This window comes from Streptomyces sp. CMB-StM0423 (assembly GCF_002847285.1).
In the GTDB taxonomy this organism is placed as follows: domain Bacteria; phylum Actinomycetota; class Actinomycetes; order Streptomycetales; family Streptomycetaceae; genus Streptomyces.
In genome coordinates this window covers 1,957,422-1,974,202 of record NZ_CP025407.1, presented here as the reverse complement: position 1 = coordinate 1,974,202, position 16,781 = coordinate 1,957,422, and the positions used below count along the sequence as shown (strand labels likewise).

Genomic DNA, 16,781 nt, shown 5'->3' with positions numbered 1-16,781 from the left:
CCGCGCATGCCCATCGTGTCCGGCGATGCCCCTGCCGACGAACCCTCCCCAGGTCCCTCCGGGGGATCCGGCGCCCCGGGCGATCCCTCCACCCCGCCGCCGCCCGCCCCCAAGCGGCGCCGCGGCGGCCGGGACCTCGGCGCGGCCATAGGCGTCGGGCTCGGCCTCGGCGCCATCGTGCTGGCCACGCTCTTCGTCGTGAAAGTGCTCTTCCTCGGCGTCATCGTCGTCGCGGTGGCGGTCGGGCTGTGGGAGCTGACGTCGCGGCTGGCGGAGTGCCGCGGCATCCGCACGCCGCTGGTGCCGCTGGTGCTCGGCGGCATCGCCATGGTCATCGCCGGGTACGCGCGCGGCGCCGAGGGCGCCGGGGCGGCCCTCGCGCTCACCGCCCTCGCCGTCCCCGTCTGGCGGCTGACCGGCCCCGCGGAGGACTACCTCCGCGACGTCACCGCCGGCGTCTTCGCCGCGTTCTACGTGCCGTTCCTCGCCTCCTTCGTCGCGCTGATGCTCGCCGCGGACGACGACGGGCCGCAGCGGGTGCTGACGTTCCTGATCCTCACGGTGATCAGCGACACCGGCGCGTACGCCGTGGGCTACAAACTCGGCCGCAACAAACTCGCCCCGCGCATCAGCCCCGGCAAGACCCGCGAGGGCCTGGGCGGCGCGCTGGCCTTCGCGATGGCGGCGGGCGCGGTGTGCATGGAACTGCTCATCGACGACGGCCGCTGGTGGCAGGGCCTCCTGCTGGGCGCCGCGGCAGCCGCCTCGGCGACGCTCGGCGACCTCGCCGAGTCGATGATCAAACGGGACCTCGGCATCAAGGACATGGGCACGCTGCTGCCCGGCCACGGCGGGATCATGGACCGGCTGGACTCGCTGCTGCCGACGGCGCCGGTGGTGTGGCTGCTGATGGTGATCTTCGTCGGCGCGGGCTGACCCGGCCGCTCCGTTCCCCTGTCGTCCGTGCAGTTTCGGCGAGCGTCGAAACACCTGTGAGCCGCGCCGGGCGGGTGGGCACGGTGGTGCGGATGACCGCGACCCAAGGGGGAGTTCGATGAGGATCACGCGCATGGCGGCCCGCGCGACGGCGGTGGCGCTGCTGGCGACCGGGGGCATGGCGGTGGCCACTGCCGCGGCGGTGGCGGGGGACGGCCCGGGGGCGCCCGGAGCGGGTGTGGCGCCCCCGGGCGACGGGCACGGGGCGCCGACCAGTGGGGTCTTGTCGACGAATCAGGGCATTTGGGGATGAGGCGGGCGAGGGTGAATACGTCTGCGACACTGGTACGGCTATGCCGAAGCCAGGAGAGCTCACCTTCGCCGTCCCCCGTGGTGCCAAGAAGCCGCCGCGGCACCTAGCCGACCTCACCCCCGCCGAGCGCCGCGACGCCGTCGCCGAGCTGGGGGAGAAGCCGTTCCGTGCCGCGCAGCTCTCGCGCCACTACTTCGCGCGCTACGCGACCGACCCGGCCGGCTGGACCGACGTGCCGGCCGGGTCCCGGGCGAAGCTCGCCGAGGGGCTGCTGCCCGAGCTGATGACCGTCGTACGGCATCTGAGCTGCGACGGCGACACCACCCGCAAGACCCTGTGGCGGCTCTTCGACGGCACGCTGGTCGAGTCGGTGCTCATGCGCTACCCGGACCGCGTCACCATGTGCATCTCCTCGCAGGCCGGCTGCGGCATGAACTGCCCGTTCTGCGCCACCGGCCAGGCCGGGCTCACCCGCAACCTGTCCACCGCCGAGATCGTCCACCAGATCGTCGACGGCATGCGCGCCCTGCGCGACGGCGAGGTCCCCGGGGGCCCGGCGCGGCTGTCCAACATCGTCTTCATGGGCATGGGCGAGCCGCTGGCGAACTACAACCGCGTGCTGTCGGCCATCCGCCGCCTCACCGACCCCGAGCCCGACGGCCTCGGGCTCTCCCAGCGCGGCATCACCGTCTCCACCGTCGGCCTCGTGCCCGCCATGCTCCGCTTCGCCGACGAGGGCCTGAAGTGCCGGCTCGCCGTCTCCCTGCACGCGCCCGACGACGAGCTGCGCGACACCCTCGTGCCCGTCAACACCCGCTGGCAGGTCCGCGAGGTCCTCGACGCCGCCTGGGAGTACGCCGCGCGCTCCGGCCGCCGCGTCTCCATCGAGTACGCGCTGATCAGGGACATCAACGACCAGGCATGGCGCGCCGACCTCCTCGGCCGCCTCCTCAAGGGCCGCCGCGCGCACGTCAACCTCATCCCGCTCAACCCCACCCCCGGCTCCAAGTGGACCGCCTCCCGGCCCGAGGACGAGCGGGCGTTCGTCGCCGCCCTGGAGGCCCACGGCGTGCCCGTGACCGTACGGGACACCCGGGGCCAGGAGATCGAGGGCGCGTGCGGGCAGCTCGCCGCCTCCGCGGCCGACACGCCCGCCTGATACCGTTCATATGTACACACCGACAGGGGAGCGCTCGCAGCGCTGAGAGTGCGGCACCGTCCAGGCCGCAGACCCTCGAACCTCGCCCAGGTCATTCTGGGTAGGAAGTTCGGTCGAGACTCTGCTGCTGCCCGGGCTGCCCGCCGCCACGAAAGCAGCCCGATGAAGCGCATCGTCACCACCGCCCTGGCCGCGTCCCTCGCCCTGGGCCTGGCCGCCTGCGGCTCGGACTCCGGCGACGGATCCGCGTCCGGCGCGGGCGACAAGAGCGTCACCCTCGTCACCCACGACTCCTTCGCCGTCTCCGACGACGTGCTGAAGGCGTTCGAGAAGCAGTCCGGGTACACGGTCGACATCCTCAAGGGCAAGGACGCCGGTTCCGCCGTCAACCAGGCCGTCCTGTCCAAGGACAACCCCCAGGGCGACGTCTTCTTCGGCATCGACAACACCCTGCTCTCCCGCGGCCTCGACAACGGGATCTTCACGCCGTACGAGGCGAAGGGGCTGGAACGTATCCCGGAGATCCTCCAGCTCGACGCCGGTGAACACCGGGTCACCCCCGTCGACTACGGCGACGTGTGCGTCAACTACGACCGCGCGTACTTCGAGGAGAAGAACCTCGACCCGCCGCAGAGCTTCGACGACCTCGCCGACCCCCGCTACAAGGACCTCCTCGTCACCGAGAACGCCGCCACCTCCTCCCCGGGCCTGGCCTTCCTCCTCGCCACCGTCGACGAGTACAGCAAGGACGGGTGGGAGGACTACTGGAGCAAGCTGCGCGACAACGGCGTCGAGGTCGTCGACGGCTGGGAGCAGGCGTACTACGAGCGCTTCTCCGGCGCCGGCAAGGGCGACAAGCCGCTCGTCGTCTCCTACGCCTCCAGCCCGCCCGTCCTCGACATGGAGTCCCGGCCGAAGGAAGCCACCACCGGCGTGTCCACCGGCACCTGCTTCCGCCAGATCGAGTTCGCCGGGCTGCTCGCCAACGCCGGCAACGCCGAAGGCGGCAAGGCCCTCATCGACTTCCTCATCGGCGAGCAATTCCAGCAGGACATGCCGCTGCAGATGTTCGTCCACCCGGTGCGCATGAACACCGAACTGCCCGAGGTGTTCCTGCGCTACGGCGAGGAGATCGTCGGCCCCCACTCCCTCAACCCGCCGACCATCGACGACAACCGGGAGCAGTGGATAAAGACGTGGACCTCGCTGGTCGTGAAGTGACCCGGGCCGCGGGCCGCGGCAAGGGAGACACGAGACCGGAATCGGCAAAGGGAACGGCAACGGGCGCGGGCCGCCGCCGGATACGCGGGGCGGCCGGACGGCTCGCGCTCATGGCCGTCCCCGCCGCGTTCTTCGCGGTCTTCTTCGCCTACCCCGTCGGCGCCATCGTCGCCCGCGGCCTGCGCGACGGCGGCCGCTGGCAGTTCGGCCGCATCCCCGGTGTCCTCGGCGACCCCGACGTCCTCGGCGTCCTGTGGTTCACGCTCTGGCAGGCCGCCGCCTCCACCGGGCTCACCCTCGTCCTCGCGCTGCCCGCCGCGTACGTCTTCGCCCGCTTCGACTTCCCCGGCAAGCAACTGCTGCGCGCCCTGGTCACCGTGCCGTTCGTGATGCCCACCGTCGTCGTCGGCTCCGCCTTCCTCGCGCTCACCGGCCGCGGCGGTGTCCTCGACGGCTGGTGGGGCATACGGCTGGACACCACCGTGTGGGCCATCCTCCTCGCCCACGTCTTCTTCAACTTCGCCGTCGTCGTACGGACCGTCGGCGGCCTGTGGGCCCAGCTCGACCCGCGCCAGGAAGAAGCCGCCCGCGTCCTCGGCGCCGGCCGCCTCGCCGCCTGGCGGCACGTCACGCTGCCCGCGCTCGGGCCCGCCGTCGCCGCCGCGGCCCTCATGGTCTTCCTCTTCACCTTCACCTCCTTCGGCGTCATCCAGATCCTCGGCGGCCCCGCCTACGCCACCCTCGAAGTGGAGATCTACCGCCAGACCGCCGACTTCCTCGACCTCCCCACCGCCGCCGTCCTCTCCCTCCTCCAGCTCGCCGCCGTCGCCGCCGTCCTCGCCGTACACGCCTGGACGGTGCGCCGCCGGGAGAGGGCGCTGCGCCTCGTCGCCCCCGAGACCACCGCCCGCCGCCCCCGCGGCGCCGGCGAACGCGCCCTCCTCGGCGGCGTCGTCGCCGTCGTCGCCGTGCTGCTCCTCGCGCCGCTCGCCGTCCTCGTCGAACGCTCCTTCGCCACCCCCGGCGGCCACGGCCTCGGCTTCTACCGCGCCCTCCAGGAGAGCGACGGCACGTTCGCCGTCCCGCCGCTGGAAGCCGTCGGCAACTCCCTCGCCTACGCCGCCGTCGCCACCGTCATCGCCGTCGTCGTCGGCGGCCTCGCCGCGGCCGCCGTCACCCGCCGCGCCGGGCCCCTCGTCCGCGGCTTCGACGCGCTGCTGATGCTGCCGCTGGGCACCTCCGCCGTCACCGTCGGCTTCGGCTTCCTCATCGCCCTCGACAGCCCGCCGCTGGACCTCAGGTCCTCCTGGATCCTCGTGCCGCTCGCGCAGGCGCTGGTCGGCGTCCCCTTCGTCGTACGGACCATGCTGCCCGTGCTGCGCGCCGTCGACGACCGGCTGCGGGAGGCCGCCGCCGTGCTCGGCGCGTCACCGCTGCGGGCCTGGCGGGAGGTCGACCTGCCACTGGTGCGGCGGGCGGTGCTCGTCGCCGCCGGCTTCGCGTTCGCGGTCTCCCTCGGCGAGTTCGGGGCGACCGTCTTCATCGCCGGGCCCGACCGGCCGACGCTGCCCGTCGCCGTCGCGCGGCTCCTCGGCCGGGCCGGCGAGACCAACTACGGGCAGGCGATGGCGCTGAGCACCATCCTCATGGCGGTGTGCGCGGCCTCGCTGCTGCTGCTGGAACGGGTCCGTAAGAACCAGGCGGGAGAGTTCTGATGCTCGTACTCGACGACGTCACCGTGCGCTACGGCGCCCGCGCCGCGGTCGACGGGATCGCCCTCGACGTCGCGGACCACGAGATCGTCAGCGTCCTCGGGCCCAGCGGCAGCGGCAAGTCCACGCTGCTGCGGGCGGTGGCCGGACTGCAGCCCGTCGCGGGCGGGCGGGTGCTGCTCGGCGGGCGGGATCTGGCCGGGGTGCCGGCGCACCGGCGGGGGGTCGGGCTGATGTTCCAGGACCAGCAGTTGTTCCCGCACCGGGACGTGGGCGGGAACGTGTCCTTCGGGCTGCGCATGCACGGGGCCTCGCGGGCGGCGGCCCGGGAGCGGGTGGCGGAACTGCTGTCGCTCGTCGGGCTGCCGGGGGCGCAACGGCGCGCGGTGGGGGCGCTGTCGGGCGGGGAGCAGCAGCGGGTGGCGCTGGCGCGGGCGCTGGCGCCGTCGCCGCAACTGCTGATGCTGGACGAGCCGCTGGGGCAGTTGGACCGCTCGCTGCGGGAACGGCTGGTGGTGGAGCTGCGGCGGCTCTTCGGGCGGCTGGGCACGACGGTGCTGGCGGTCACGCACGACCAGGGGGAGGCGTTCGCGCTCTCCGACCGGGTGGTGGTGATGCGGGAGGGGCGCGTGGCGCAGACCGGCACGCCGGTGGAGGTGTGGGAGCGGCCGGCCGACGAGTTCGTGGCGCGGTTCCTGGGGTTTGCGAACGTGGTACGGGGGACGGTGCGCGGCTCGGCGGCGGAGACGCCGTGGGGGCGGCTGGGGGTGGCCGACTCCGGGGCGTCGGGGGAGCGGCCGCTGCTGGTACGGCCGGCGGGGGTGCGGGTGGGCCCCTCGGGCACGGGGCTGGTCTGCGCGGTGGTGGGGCGGACGTTCCGGGGGGACCACGTACTGCTGACGCTGCGACCGGACACGGGACCGGAGCTGGAGTCATCGGTGCCACTGCGGGGCGCACCGGAGGCGGGGGACCGGGTGGGCGTGGAGTTCGACCCGTCGGAGGTGGTGGTGCTCGGGGGGTGAGGCGGGTGCGGCTGCCGGAGCCGGGGGTTGTTCCCCGACCCCGCCCCTTCCCGAACCTCAGGGGCTCCGCCCCCGAGCCCCCCGCGGGGCTGCGCCCCCGACCCCCGAGGGGCTGCGCCCCGAGCCCCCCGCGGGGCTGCGCCCCGGACCCCCGCGCCCCGACGGCCCCTCGTTCTGCGTCCCGGGCCGTCTCCGGCTGGGCCCTTCCTGCTCGGACTGTGCCCCCGCCCCCCAGCTCCCGCTACGGCGTTGCCAGTGCCGTTGTCGGGGAGAGGCGGCTTGCGTGGAGGGCTGGGTAGAGGCCCGCCAGGGCGCCTACTGTCAGGGTCGCTGCCAGACCGCCTGCCAGGGTCCAGGCCGGGATCACCGGCGGCCAGGACTGCGACGCCGCGTACGACGCCGTCACCCCCGCCCCCAGGAGCGCGCCCGCCGCACCGCCCAGGGCCGACAGCAGCAGCGACTCCGCCAGGAACTGCGTGCGGATGTGGCCCCGGGTGGCGCCCAGGGCGCGGCGCAGGCCGATCTCCGCGCGGCGTTCCAGCACCGAGATGACCATCGTGTTCGCCACCCCCACGCCGCCCACCAGCAGCGCCACCGCGCCCACCCCCAGCAGCAGCCGCGTGAACGCCTCGCCCGCCGCGCGCTTCGCCGCCAGCGCGTCCGACGGGCGCGAGACCTCCACCTCGTTCGGCGCCGCCGGGTTCGCGGTCGCGCCCAGCACCGACTGGACCTCCTCCACCGCCGCGTCCGCCGACCTCATGTAGACCGTCGTCGCCCGGCCGTCGAAGCCCAGCCGGTCCTTCGCCGCCCGCCACCCCACCAGCGCCCCGGTGTCCAGCTCCGGTGCCAGCGGCGCCGGCTCCAGGATCCCCACCACCGTGAACCACGCGCCGCCCACCAGCACCCGCACCTCCGGTGCCGCCCGGCCCACGCCCAGCCGCTCCGCCGCCGTCGCGCCCAGCACCACCGCCGGATACCGCGCCGTCGCCGCGTTCAGCCACGTGCCGGTACGCAGCCGCGCGCCCGTCGTCGCCGGGAGGCCGGTGCGTACCGCGTACGCGGCCAGACCGCCCGTCTCCGCCTCCGGGATCCGGTCCGTGCGGTAGACGTGCGCGTCCGGGACCTGGCCGATCGCCGACACCGACGTCACCGGGCCGATCCTGGCCACCATGGACTCCGCCCGCGCCGGCAGCTTCGCCTCCCCGCCGCTCATCGTCCGGCCCGGCGAGACCGTCAGCAGGTTCGTGCCGAGCGACGCGAGCGTACGGTCCAGATCCGCCCGCGAACTCGACGAGATCCCCACCACCGCCACCATCGCCGCGATCCCGATCGCGATCCCCAGCGCCGACAGCACCGCCCGCAGCGGCCGCGTCCGCAGCCCCACCGCCCCGCCGCGCACCACATCCCCCGGGCGGAGGCCCGCGGGCGGTATCTCCTCGGCCGACGTCCCCTTCACTTCGTCATCGCCCCCTCCTGCTCCAGCCTGCCGTCCCGCAACCGCACCTGCCGCGGCAGCGCCGCCGCCAGCTCCCGCTCGTGCGTGATCACCACCACCGTCGTCCCCGCCCCGTTCAGCTCCCGCAGCAGCTCCACCACCCCCGCGCCCGACGCCGTGTCCAGCGCCCCCGTCGGCTCGTCCGCCAGCAGCAGCGGCGGGTCCCCCGCCACCGCGCGGGCCACCGCGACCCGCTGCCGCTCGCCGCCCGACAGTTCGTGCGGCCGGTGCTCCATGCGGTGGCCCAGGCCCACCCGGTGCAGCACCCGCTCCGCGCGGCGGCGGCGCTCCGCCGGGCGCAGGCCGGTGTAGAGGAGGCCGTCGGCGACGTTGTCGAGGGCCGACGTGCCGCCCGCGAGGTGGAACTGCTGGAAGACGAAGCCGATCCGGTGGGCGCGCAGCGCGGACAGGCCGGCGTCGGACAGCGCGCCCACGTCGTACCCGGCGATCCGCACCCCGCCCGACGTGGGGCGGTCCAGGGTGCCCAGGACGTGCAGCATCGTCGACTTCCCCGACCCCGAAGGGCCGGTGACGGCGACGAGTTCGCCCGCGGCCACGCGCAGGGAGACCCCGGCGAGCGCGGTGACGCCGCCCGGGTAGGTCTTCGTCACGTTCGTCAGCTCGATCACCGCGGCACGCCCACCTTCGTGCCCGCCGTCAGGCCCGGGCCCGAGACCTCGACCCGGCCGCCGGCGAACAGGCCCGTCTCCACCGGTACGTACCGCGTCGTGCCGTCCGCCACCACCTCCACGCCGAAGCCGCCCTCCGCCAGCGCCAGCAGCGCCGCGACCGGCACCGTCAGCACGTCCTCGCGGCGGCCCGCGGTGAAGTCGACGTGCACGCCCGCCTCGTCGTACGCGGACGCCGCCTTCCGCGCCTCCGCGCCCTTCAGCCGGACGACGACCTCCACGACCGTCTGCGCCTCCTCCTCGCCCTCGGCCGGCCGGGTCCGTACGGACACCTCCCCGACCGTGCCGCGCACCGTCCGCCCGTCCGGCAGCTCCACGCCCACCTCCGCGCCCCGCCGCGCGAGCCGCCGGTCCGCGACGTCCAGTTCCGCGGTGACGGCCACGGCGGTGCCGGTGTACGTGAGGACGTCGGCGCCCGGTGCGACGAGGTCCCCGCGCTGCGCGTCGACGCTCGCCACGACGACCGGGCCCGGCGCGAACACCACCTGCTCCGGCTCCACCCGGCCCGTTGACTCGGCGCCCAGGTCGTCCTGCCAGTCGCGGACGGCGGCGGCCGTGGCGTCGGAGTACGTGTCGTCCACGGTGAAGCCGGTGTAGCCGAGTGCGCTCAGGTTGTGCTCCAGTTGCGCCACGTCCGTGCCCTCGGTGCCGGGTGCCAGCGCGCGGTACGCGGGCAGGTCCCCGTACAGCAGGGTCACCGGCTCGTCGTCCAGCGCGTACAGCGCCTCGCCGCGGGCCACCCGCGCGCCCGCGCGCGGCAGTCGCGTGAGCGTGCCGCCGGTGCGGGCGGCGGCGCCGGTGGCCGGGCCATGGCCCAGCTCCGCGTCGGCGCTGCGGGTGTCGACCAGCGTGTCCCGGGTCACCTCGGCGGTGGCCGGGGGCAGTTCGCCGTCCGCGGCACCGGCCGGGTCGCCGGTGCCGCCGAGGCCGAGTCCGGCCGCCGCGGCGCCGCCGGTCGCGGCGAGGAACACCGCCCCGGCGGCGATCCGCCGCCGCCTGCGGCGGTGCCGGCCGCGGCGCGAGGGAGGCGGGTCCGCGGCGGGTGGGTCTTCCCCGGGCGGGTTCCCGGGGCCCGGCTCCTGCCGGGCGGTGGCGGGCCGCGCGGTCATTCGCCCTCCACCTCGTTCGTGGAGCTCTCGCCCTCGCCCGCCGGCATCAGCTTCTTGCACGCCTTCGCCGCCCCGTCGTAGTCCGGGTCCCGCTCGATCGCGCCGTCCATCTGCAGCCCGCCGCCCGGCACCGGATCCGGGAAGTCGGCCACGCCGTTGCTCCGCATGCAGCGGGAGTACGCGCGCAGCTTCTCCTCCAGCTCCTTGCTGATCGGGTCGTTCTTCGACGTGGTCGCCGGGTCGTACTCCCGGCACGCCTCCATGGCGCGCTCCGCCTTCGCCTCGCCGACGCCGTCCATATTCAGGTTCACGCCCTGCCCGGGCTCCGGGTCCGGGACGTCCACACCGTTCTCCCGCAGGCACCGCGCGAACTGCAGCATCTGCTCGTCCATGTCGTCCGCGACCGGGTCCTTCCCGCCGCCCTTCTTCTTCTCGCCGCCCGCCGTCGCCACCGTCCCGTCGCCGCCGCCGGAGCCGCAGCCCGCGAGGGCCAGGGTGAGCGCCAGCGGCAGGGCCGCCAGCGCGGTGCGCATACGTCGTCGCATCGTCGTCTCCCTCTTCGGGGGCGCGGGCCGGGCCGCCCGCGCCGTACGGCCCGATGCAACGCGGCGGCGCGTTTCCCCGCCGTTTCCGCCGTACGGGCCCGCCTCCCGCCCGACTCCGCACGCCGTCTCCTAACGGCGAGGAAACGCGTCGTTCGCCACCATGAGCCTTCGAACCCAGCTACGGGAGGCCGCCGATGAGGGTGCTGGTCGCCGAAGACGAGCCGGTGCTCGCCGCCGCGGTCCGCGAGTGGCTGCGCGCCGAGGCGCACGCCGTCGACGTCGCGTACGACGGCGCCGCCGCGCTGGAGCGCGCCGCCGTCCACGACTACGACGTCGTCGTCCTCGACCGCGACCTGCCCGCCGTCCACGGCGACGACGTCTGCCGCGGCCTCGTCCGCTCCGGCTCGGCCGCGCGCGTGCTGATGCTCACCGCCTCCGCCGACGTCGCCGACCGCGTTGCGGGACTCGGCCTCGGCGCCGACGACTACCTCACCAAGCCGTTCGCCTTCCCCGAACTCGCCGCCCGCGTCCACGCCCTCGGCCGCCGCGCCCGGCCCGCCGCGCCGCCCGTGCTCCGCCGCGCCGGGATCGCCCTGGACCCGGCCAGGCACGAGGTCGTACGCGACGGGCGCTATGTGCCCCTGTCCCGCAAGGAGTTCGCCGTCCTCGCCGAACTGCTCCGCGCGGAGGGCGCCCCGGTCTCCGCGGAACTCCTGCTGGAGAAGGCGTGGGACGAGCACGCCGACCCCTTCACCGGCGCCGTCCGCCTCGCGGTGCTCAAGCTGCGCCGCAAGCTCGGCGAGCCGCCCGTCGTCGAGACCGTCACCGGCGTCGGATACCGCATCCCATGAGCGGCCCGCGCACCCCGCTCCGGCCGCGGCGCTTCACCCTGCGCGCCCGGCTGACGCTCGTCTACGGGGCCATGTTCCTGGCCGCAGGCGCCGTACTCCTCGGCCTCACCTACGTCCTGTTCAACGCCCGCCTCGGCGCCGGCGGCACCTTCAGCAGCAGCTCCGCGGAACCCTCCGCGGCACCGACGGGCACCCCCGCCCGCGCCCCCGGTCCCGACGCCGGTCCCGGACCCGGGCCTGAACACCAGCGATTCACGGAGAGCCGCGAGGACGTCCTGCGCGACGCCGCGGGCACCTCCCTCCTCACCCAGGGCGGCATCGCCCTCCTCGTCGTCGGCGCCGCCGCGGCCGGCTCCGGCTGGCTCGTCGCCGGCCGGGTCCTCGCCCCGCTGCACCGCGTCACCGACACCGCCCGGCGGATCGCCGACGCCCCCGCCGCCGGCCGCGGGCTGCACGAACGCATCGCGCTCGCCGGCCCAGACGACGAGGTCAAGGAACTCGCCGACACCTTCGACACCATGGTCGAACGGCTCGACCGCTCCTTCGACGGCCAGCGCCGCTTCGTCGCCAACGCCTCCCACGAGCTGCGCACCCCGCTCACCCTCGGCCGCGCCCTCGTCGAGACCGCGATGCACCGGCCCGCCGCCTCCGCGGACATCCGGCGGCTGGGCGAGGACCTGCTGCAGATCAACTCCCGCCACGAGCGGCTCATCAGCGGGCTGCTGCTCCTGGCCTCCTCCGAGAACGAGATCACCGAACGGCACCCCGTCGACCTCGCCGACATCGTCACCCACGTCGTCGCCCAGGCCGTTTCCGCGGCGGCGAAGGCCGGGATCGAGGTGACCGCGGAGACCGCGGAGGCGTGGACCGCGGGCGACGCGCTGCTGCTGGAGCGGCTGGTGCACAACCTGGTCGAGAACGGCGTCCGCCACAACTCCGGCGCGGGCGGGCACGTCCGCGTCACCTGCGGCACCGGCCCGGGCGGCCGGGCCGGGCTCCGGGTTGCCAACACCGGGCCCACCGTGCCCCCGTACGAGATCCCCGCCCTCTTCGAGCCGTTCCGCCGCCTCGGCGCCGACCGGCTGGTCACCGGCGGCGGGGCCGGGCTGGGGCTGTCGATCGTACGGGCCGTCGCGCGCGCCCACGGCGGGGACGCGGACGCCCGCCCCCGCGACGGCGGCGGGCTCACGGTGACGGTCACGCTGCCGCCGGACCCGGACGCAGGACGGCACGCCGGGCAGGAAGCCGGAAAGCACGCCGGGCAGCGCGCACAGGCCGCGTCCTAGCCGGCGGCGCCCATCTTCAGCAGCGCCTCCGGCGCCTCGTCCACCGCGTCGACCAGCGCGATCCGCGGCGCCATCGGCCGGCCGTCCGCCAGCGCCGACAGCAACTGCCACGCCGGCAGCCGCGCCGACCAGTGGGCGCGGCCCACCAGCACCATCGGCCGCGGCTCGCCGCGCGACTCGTAGTAGTTGGGCGTCGCCGCGTCGAAGATCTCCTGCACCGTGCCCGCCGCCCCCGGCAGGAACACCACGCCCGCGGTGCTGCGGGCCAGCAGCCCGTCCTCGCGCAGCGCGTTCGCGAAGTACTTCGCGATGTGCCCCGCGAAGGCGTTCGGCGGCTCGTGGCCGTAGAACCAGGTGGGGATGCCGATCGAGTCGCCGCCGCCCGGCCACCGCTCCCGTACCGCGAACGCCGCCTCGGCCCACTGGGCCACCGAGGGCGTGAACGACGGCGCCTTGCCCAGCATCCGCACCGCCTCGGCCAGCATCGCGTCGTCGAACTCCGCCGCGTACGCGCCCAGGTTGGCCGCCTCCATCGCGCCGGGGCCGCCGCCCGTGGCCACGTCGAACCCGGCGCGCACCAGCGCCCGGCCCAGCCGGGCCGCGCCCGCGTAGTCCTCGCCGCCGCGCTCCAGCGCGTGCCCGCCCATGACGCCGACGACGGGGCGGCAGGCGCGCAGCCGCTCGTCCAGCGCGTTGGACATCGACTCGTCGTGCATGCCGCGTATGACGGCGGCGAATATGTCGTGCTCGGCGCGGGTGCGCTCGAACCAGGCGTACGAGCGGGCGTCCGGCGTCTGCTCATACCCCCGCGCCAGGCCCGCGAACAGCTCGTCCGGGGTGTAGAGCGCGCCCCGGTACGGATCGAACGGCAGATCCGGCACGACGGGGAAGACCAGCGCGCCGTCGCGCTGCACGCGGTGCGCCGCCTCCTCGGCCATCGGGCAGCCGAGGAACACCGCGCCGTGCACGTCGGCGGTGAGCAGCAGCCGCGTGCGGTCCGTCAGATCGACGGACTGCACGCGGAACCCGCTGATGGAACCGGAGGTGACGGCGGTGTCGAACTCGGCCAGGGACTCGATCTCGAAAGGGGAGTGCGGCATGCGCCCACACTAGGCGCCGTGGTGCACCCGTTCGGCGATTCCCGTCGTCAACTCCCGGTCCAGGGCGGGGAGATCCCAGGCGCCCGCGCGGGTCGCGGCGTTGCTGATCCAGAAGACCAGCGTGCCGTCGTCCAGGAAGCGGGCGACGCGCCCCGAGGACCGGTCGTTGCCGCCGTCGTGGGTGGCGACCGGGGCGCCGCCGAGGTCGAGCAGGCTCCAGCCGTAGCCGTAGAAGGAATCGGCGCCGCCGCCTTCGGGGACGTACCGCTTGAAGAGCAGGTGCCGTGCCTTCACCGGCAGGACGCGGTCGCCGAGGAGGGCGCGGTGCCAGCGGAGCAGGTCGCGGGCGGTGGAGAGCATGCCGCCGTTGCCGCGGAGGTTCCAGTACGGGCCGTCATCCGCCCAGGGGTGGTCCACCGGCCGGCCCTGCGGGCGGCCCTTGCGGTCGTACTCGACGGCGATACGGTCCCGGTCCCAGTCGGGGAGGACGTAGCCGGTGGCGGTCATGCCGGCGGGGCGGAAGAGGTGGCCGGCGAGATACGTCTCGTAGCCGGTGCCGGACGCCTCCTCCACGACGGCGGCGAGGAGGCTGTAGCCGGTGTTGGAGTACGCGTAGCGCTCGCCGGGCGGCGACTGGAGCGGGGCGGCGAGGGCACCGGAGACCAACTCGGCGCGGGAGAGCGGGTCGTAGTCGTCGCCGAGGGACTCGGGCAGTCCCGCGGTGTGGGTGAGGAGGTGGTGCAGGGTGATGCCGCGCTTGCCCGCGGGCACGCCGTCGAGGTGGCGGGAGAGCGGGTCGGTGACGCGCAGCTTCCCCTCGGTCTGGAGCCTGACGATCGCGGCGGCGGTGAACTGCTTGGTCATCGACGCGATGTCGTACACGGTGTCGCAGCCCGCGCGGGCACCGGTCCCGGGGTCGGCGGGCCCGCGGCCCGAGCAGGTCACCGCCGTGCCGCCGCGGGCGGCGACGACGGTGCCGGGGGCGTCTGCCGGCCACACCTCGTCGAGGTACTTCTCCACGGCACCGGTGGCCGGGTCGCCGGCACGGCCTTGCGTCCGTATCCCGGCTGCGCCGTCGCCCCGCACGTCCCGGTCGCGGTCCGCCCCGCACGCGGCCAGCGCCGCCAGCAGCACCGGCCCGAGCAGGGCGGCGAGGAGGCGCCGGGCGCGGATGTCTCCGTACGTCGTCATGCGGGGAGGCTAGGCAGCGGGCACCCCCCGGGTCGTCACGCGCCCGAGCGAACCGCGGGCGCTCCCGCGGGGGACGGGGGAGCCCCCCGCACAGGGGAGGAAGGGCCGTCCGCCGCACCCCTAGCGCAGCGGCAGTGACGCCAGTTCGCCCAGGGCCAGGGCGAGGGGGGCGAAGACCGCCAGGAGGACCGTCGTGCGGAGCAGCGCCGCGCGGCGCAGCAGGCGGGGGGAGGCGCCCAGGCGGAGCAGGGCCGTGGTGGCGTGGGTACGGGCGCGTTTGGACTCCAGCGCCGCCATGCCCGCCGTCGCCACCGCGCAGCCCACCACCAGGGCCGCGCCCAGCACCGTCAACGGGCCCAGCGACCGGGCGTCGTCGCCGTCCGGCCACACCAGCGTGCACAGCACCCCGCCCGCCGCCACCGCACACAGCGCGCCCAGCGGGTGGCCCACCCGGCGGGCCTCCTGCTGGAGCACCCGCCCGGCGAGCAGCCGCAGCGCACCAGGGCGCAGCGCGCACAGCAGCCGGCCGCACAGGTGGACGATGCCGGGGCCCGCGAGGATCAGGCCCGCCGCGATCAGCGCCCAGCTCGCGACGACCGCGGGCGCCGCGTCGCCGGAGCCGCCGGGCAGCGGCAGCTTCAGCGCCGCGCCGTCGCCGGCGCTCGCGAAGCTGCCCGCGTACGCGCCGAGGGCCAGGCCCGTCGTCGCCAGCGCGGTGCCCCACGGCAGGTCGGCGGGGACCGGCGGGTCGTCGCCGCCCGGCCGCGGTGCGGCCAGGGCCACCCCGGTCGCGTCTGCCGCCTCGCGCCGGGCCCGCAGCCGGGCCGCCGCCGCGGCGGAGCCCTGCGCGGCCGTACGCCGCGGGCGCAGGCTCGCCGCGCTCGCCGCCGCGGCCAGCGCCGGTACGCAGGCGAGCAGCGTGAGCGCGCCGACGACGGGCAGCGGGCCGCCGGCGCCGAGGAGCGCGGCCGCGGCGCCGTCGAACGGCAGCCCCGACAGCTCGCCGCGCAGATGCAGGAAGAACAGCAGCGCCAGCGCGCTGCCCAGCAAACACGACACCGCCGTCGTCACCGCGGCGACCACCGGCGCCGTGGCCGGGCCGAAGCCCGCGGAGGACAGCGCCTGCGACGGCCTGGCGTGCGGGTCGGTACGGGCCACGGCCACCGCGAACTGGACGGTGGCCGCCAGCGGCGCGGCGCACCACAGCAGTTGCTCGGGCGAGGCGTGGCCCAGGGCGGTCAGCAGCAGGAAGCCGACGCCGGCCGAGGCGCACGCGACGAGCAGCCGGCGCAGCAGGACCAGCGGGTGGGAGCCGCGGGCTAGGCGGAGACTGAGCACGAGTCCTCCGAGTTCTCCGTCGCCCCCGCAGGCCCCGAAGCCCCCGCGGGAGCCGCCGCCCCGTCTCCGTACTCCCCGGCCTCCGCGGCCGTCCGCGCCCCGCTCGCCCGGCGCCCGTCGACCAGGGGGAACGTCCGGTCCGCCGCCCCCGTGACGGCCGCGTCGCCCTCCGGCCCGGTGAGCACGACGCTGATCCCGTGCGAGCGGGCCGCCGCCACGAGCGTACGCAGCGCCTGCATCCCCTCCGCCCGCCGCAGCGGCGCGGTCGGCTCGTCGGCGAAGACCACGTCGGGCCCGGCGACCAGCGCGCGGGCGATGGCGATCCGCTGGCGCTGCACCTGGGGCAGCACCGCGGGCCGGCAGCGCGCGATGTCGCCCGCGTCGAGGCGCTCCAGCCACTCCAGCGCCGCGCGCCGCGCCGCGCGGTGCGAGTCGCCGGCCAGCAGCAGCGGCAGCGCCGCGTTCTCCCAGGCGGTCAGCTCCGGGACCAGCTCGGGGCGGGTGCCGATCCAGCCGAACCGGTCCCGGCGCAGCCGCTCGCGGGCGCCGCCGGACAGGGTGTGCACGGGGCCGCTGTTGAACCACACCTCGCCCTGCTGCGGCAGCAGTTGCCCGGACAGGCACTTCAGCAGCGTCGTCTTGCCGCTGCCGCGCGGCCCGGTGACGGCGAGGATCTCGCCCTGCGCGACGCCCAGGGAGACCCCGGCCAGCGCCGGGGTGCCGCCGTGGGCGTAGTGCAGGGAGCGGGCCCACAGCACGTCGTTGTCGGGTGGGGCGGTCCGAGTGGTCGCCGCGGTCATCGCACACCTCTTTC

The 16,781-nt window shown here is 75.6% G+C and carries 15 protein-coding genes; 7 read left to right on the top strand and 8 right to left on the bottom strand.

Annotated features, from left to right (window positions below; all coding sequences use genetic code 11):
• The first annotated feature begins 6 nt into the window (after positions 1–6).
• The 5 genes from CXR04_RS08205 (at position 7) to CXR04_RS08180 (ending at position 6,363) form a co-directional block, all read left to right on the top strand.
• Entirely contained in the window at positions 7–936 is a 930-nt protein-coding gene (locus CXR04_RS08205) for a phosphatidate cytidylyltransferase (protein WP_101421203.1), read from the top strand.
• Positions 937–1,289: 353 nt separating this feature from the next.
• Complete coding sequence (gene rlmN, locus CXR04_RS08195; RefSeq protein ID WP_101421201.1) at positions 1,290–2,408, top strand: 23S rRNA (adenine(2503)-C(2))-methyltransferase RlmN; 1,119 nt, start codon at positions 1,290–1,292, stop codon at positions 2,406–2,408.
• A 162-nt stretch (positions 2,409–2,570) separates the two neighbouring features.
• Entirely contained in the window at positions 2,571–3,629 is a 1,059-nt protein-coding gene (locus CXR04_RS08190; RefSeq protein ID WP_101421200.1) for a thiamine ABC transporter substrate-binding protein, read from the top strand.
• Positions 3,630–3,739: 110 nt separating this feature from the next.
• Positions 3,740–5,344: an ABC transporter permease gene (locus tag CXR04_RS08185; RefSeq protein ID WP_101421199.1), complete on the top strand. Its 1,605-nt coding sequence runs from the start codon at positions 3,740–3,742 to the stop codon at positions 5,342–5,344.
• A complete protein-coding gene (locus tag CXR04_RS08180; RefSeq protein ID WP_101421198.1) occupies positions 5,344–6,363 on the top strand; it encodes an ABC transporter ATP-binding protein in 1,020 nt (339 codons plus the stop codon). The genes CXR04_RS08185 and CXR04_RS08180 overlap by 1 nt, the downstream gene beginning before the upstream one ends.
• A 241-nt stretch (positions 6,364–6,604) precedes the next feature.
• On the opposite strand, the gene CXR04_RS08175 is transcribed toward CXR04_RS08180, so the two are convergent.
• The 4 genes from CXR04_RS08175 to CXR04_RS08160 are packed head-to-tail and all read right to left on the bottom strand — an operon-like array spanning position 6,605 to position 10,201.
• Complete coding sequence (locus CXR04_RS08175; RefSeq protein WP_101421197.1) at positions 6,605–7,819, bottom strand: ABC transporter permease; 1,215 nt, start codon at positions 7,817–7,819, stop codon at positions 6,605–6,607.
• Positions 7,816–8,487, bottom strand: a complete 672-nt coding sequence (locus CXR04_RS08170; RefSeq protein WP_101421196.1) for an ABC transporter ATP-binding protein — start codon at positions 8,485–8,487, stop codon at positions 7,816–7,818. Before CXR04_RS08170 ends, CXR04_RS08175 begins: the two co-directional genes overlap by 4 nt.
• The gene (locus CXR04_RS08165) at positions 8,484–9,656 is read right to left on the bottom strand and encodes a peptidoglycan-binding protein (RefSeq protein WP_101421195.1); all 1,173 of its coding nucleotides are present in this window, start codon (positions 9,654–9,656) and stop codon (positions 8,484–8,486) included. Before CXR04_RS08165 ends, CXR04_RS08170 begins: the two co-directional genes overlap by 4 nt.
• Positions 9,653–10,201 (bottom strand): hypothetical protein, encoded by a 549-nt coding sequence (locus tag CXR04_RS08160; RefSeq protein ID WP_101421194.1) that lies wholly within the window; start codon positions 10,199–10,201, stop codon positions 9,653–9,655. The genes CXR04_RS08165 and CXR04_RS08160 overlap by 4 nt, the downstream gene beginning before the upstream one ends.
• A 194-nt stretch (positions 10,202–10,395) precedes the next feature.
• Between CXR04_RS08160 and CXR04_RS08155 the strand changes: the two genes are divergently transcribed.
• Positions 10,396–11,052 (top strand): response regulator transcription factor, encoded by a 657-nt coding sequence (locus tag CXR04_RS08155; RefSeq protein WP_101421193.1) that lies wholly within the window; start codon positions 10,396–10,398, stop codon positions 11,050–11,052.
• Positions 11,049–12,338, top strand: a complete 1,290-nt coding sequence (locus CXR04_RS08150) for a sensor histidine kinase (RefSeq protein ID WP_101421192.1) — start codon at positions 11,049–11,051, stop codon at positions 12,336–12,338. The genes CXR04_RS08155 and CXR04_RS08150 overlap by 4 nt, the downstream gene beginning before the upstream one ends.
• Here CXR04_RS08150 and CXR04_RS08145 read toward each other — a convergent pair.
• From CXR04_RS08145 to CXR04_RS08130, 4 genes are all read right to left on the bottom strand, one after another.
• Positions 12,335–13,438 carry an LOG family protein gene (locus tag CXR04_RS08145; protein ID WP_101421191.1) on the bottom strand — a complete coding sequence of 368 codons (1,104 nt, stop codon included), beginning with the start codon at positions 13,436–13,438 and terminating at the stop codon, positions 12,335–12,337. The genes CXR04_RS08150 and CXR04_RS08145 overlap by 4 nt on opposite strands.
• Positions 13,439–13,447: 9 nt before the next feature.
• Entirely contained in the window at positions 13,448–14,629 is a 1,182-nt protein-coding gene (locus tag CXR04_RS08140) for a serine hydrolase domain-containing protein (protein ID WP_101421190.1), read from the bottom strand.
• Between the two features lie 120 nt (positions 14,630–14,749).
• Positions 14,750–15,967 carry a hypothetical protein gene (locus CXR04_RS08135; protein WP_101421189.1) on the bottom strand — a complete coding sequence of 406 codons (1,218 nt, stop codon included), beginning with the start codon at positions 15,965–15,967 and terminating at the stop codon, positions 14,750–14,752.
• Positions 15,949–16,767: an ABC transporter ATP-binding protein gene (locus tag CXR04_RS08130; RefSeq protein ID WP_101421188.1), complete on the bottom strand. Its 819-nt coding sequence runs from the start codon at positions 16,765–16,767 to the stop codon at positions 15,949–15,951. The genes CXR04_RS08135 and CXR04_RS08130 overlap by 19 nt, the downstream gene beginning before the upstream one ends.
• Positions 16,768–16,781 lie beyond the last annotated feature (14 nt).

Excerpts from the sequence above, each read along its gene's own strand:
- CXR04_RS08140 (WP_101421190.1), bottom strand. The coding sequence starts at position 14,629 with ATGACGACGTACGGAGACATCCGCGCCCGGCGCCTCCTCGCCGCCCTG.
- rlmN (WP_101421201.1), top strand. The coding sequence starts at position 1,290 with ATGCCGAAGCCAGGAGAGCTCACCTTCGCCGTCCCCCGTGGTGCCAAG.
- CXR04_RS08165 (WP_101421195.1), bottom strand. The coding sequence starts at position 9,656 with ATGACCGCGCGGCCCGCCACCGCCCGGCAGGAGCCGGGCCCCGGGAAC.
- CXR04_RS08185 (WP_101421199.1), top strand. The coding sequence starts at position 3,740 with ATGGCCGTCCCCGCCGCGTTCTTCGCGGTCTTCTTCGCCTACCCCGTC.
- CXR04_RS08205 (WP_101421203.1), top strand. The coding sequence starts at position 7 with ATGCCCATCGTGTCCGGCGATGCCCCTGCCGACGAACCCTCCCCAGGT.
- CXR04_RS08130 (WP_101421188.1), bottom strand. The coding sequence starts at position 16,767 with ATGACCGCGGCGACCACTCGGACCGCCCCACCCGACAACGACGTGCTG.
- CXR04_RS08190 (WP_101421200.1), top strand. The coding sequence starts at position 2,571 with ATGAAGCGCATCGTCACCACCGCCCTGGCCGCGTCCCTCGCCCTGGGC.
- CXR04_RS08155 (WP_101421193.1), top strand. The coding sequence starts at position 10,396 with ATGAGGGTGCTGGTCGCCGAAGACGAGCCGGTGCTCGCCGCCGCGGTC.
- CXR04_RS08150 (WP_101421192.1), top strand. The coding sequence starts at position 11,049 with ATGAGCGGCCCGCGCACCCCGCTCCGGCCGCGGCGCTTCACCCTGCGC.
- CXR04_RS08160 (WP_101421194.1), bottom strand. The coding sequence starts at position 10,201 with ATGCGACGACGTATGCGCACCGCGCTGGCGGCCCTGCCGCTGGCGCTC.
- CXR04_RS08145 (WP_101421191.1), bottom strand. The coding sequence starts at position 13,438 with ATGCCGCACTCCCCTTTCGAGATCGAGTCCCTGGCCGAGTTCGACACC.
- CXR04_RS08180 (WP_101421198.1), top strand. The coding sequence starts at position 5,344 with ATGCTCGTACTCGACGACGTCACCGTGCGCTACGGCGCCCGCGCCGCG.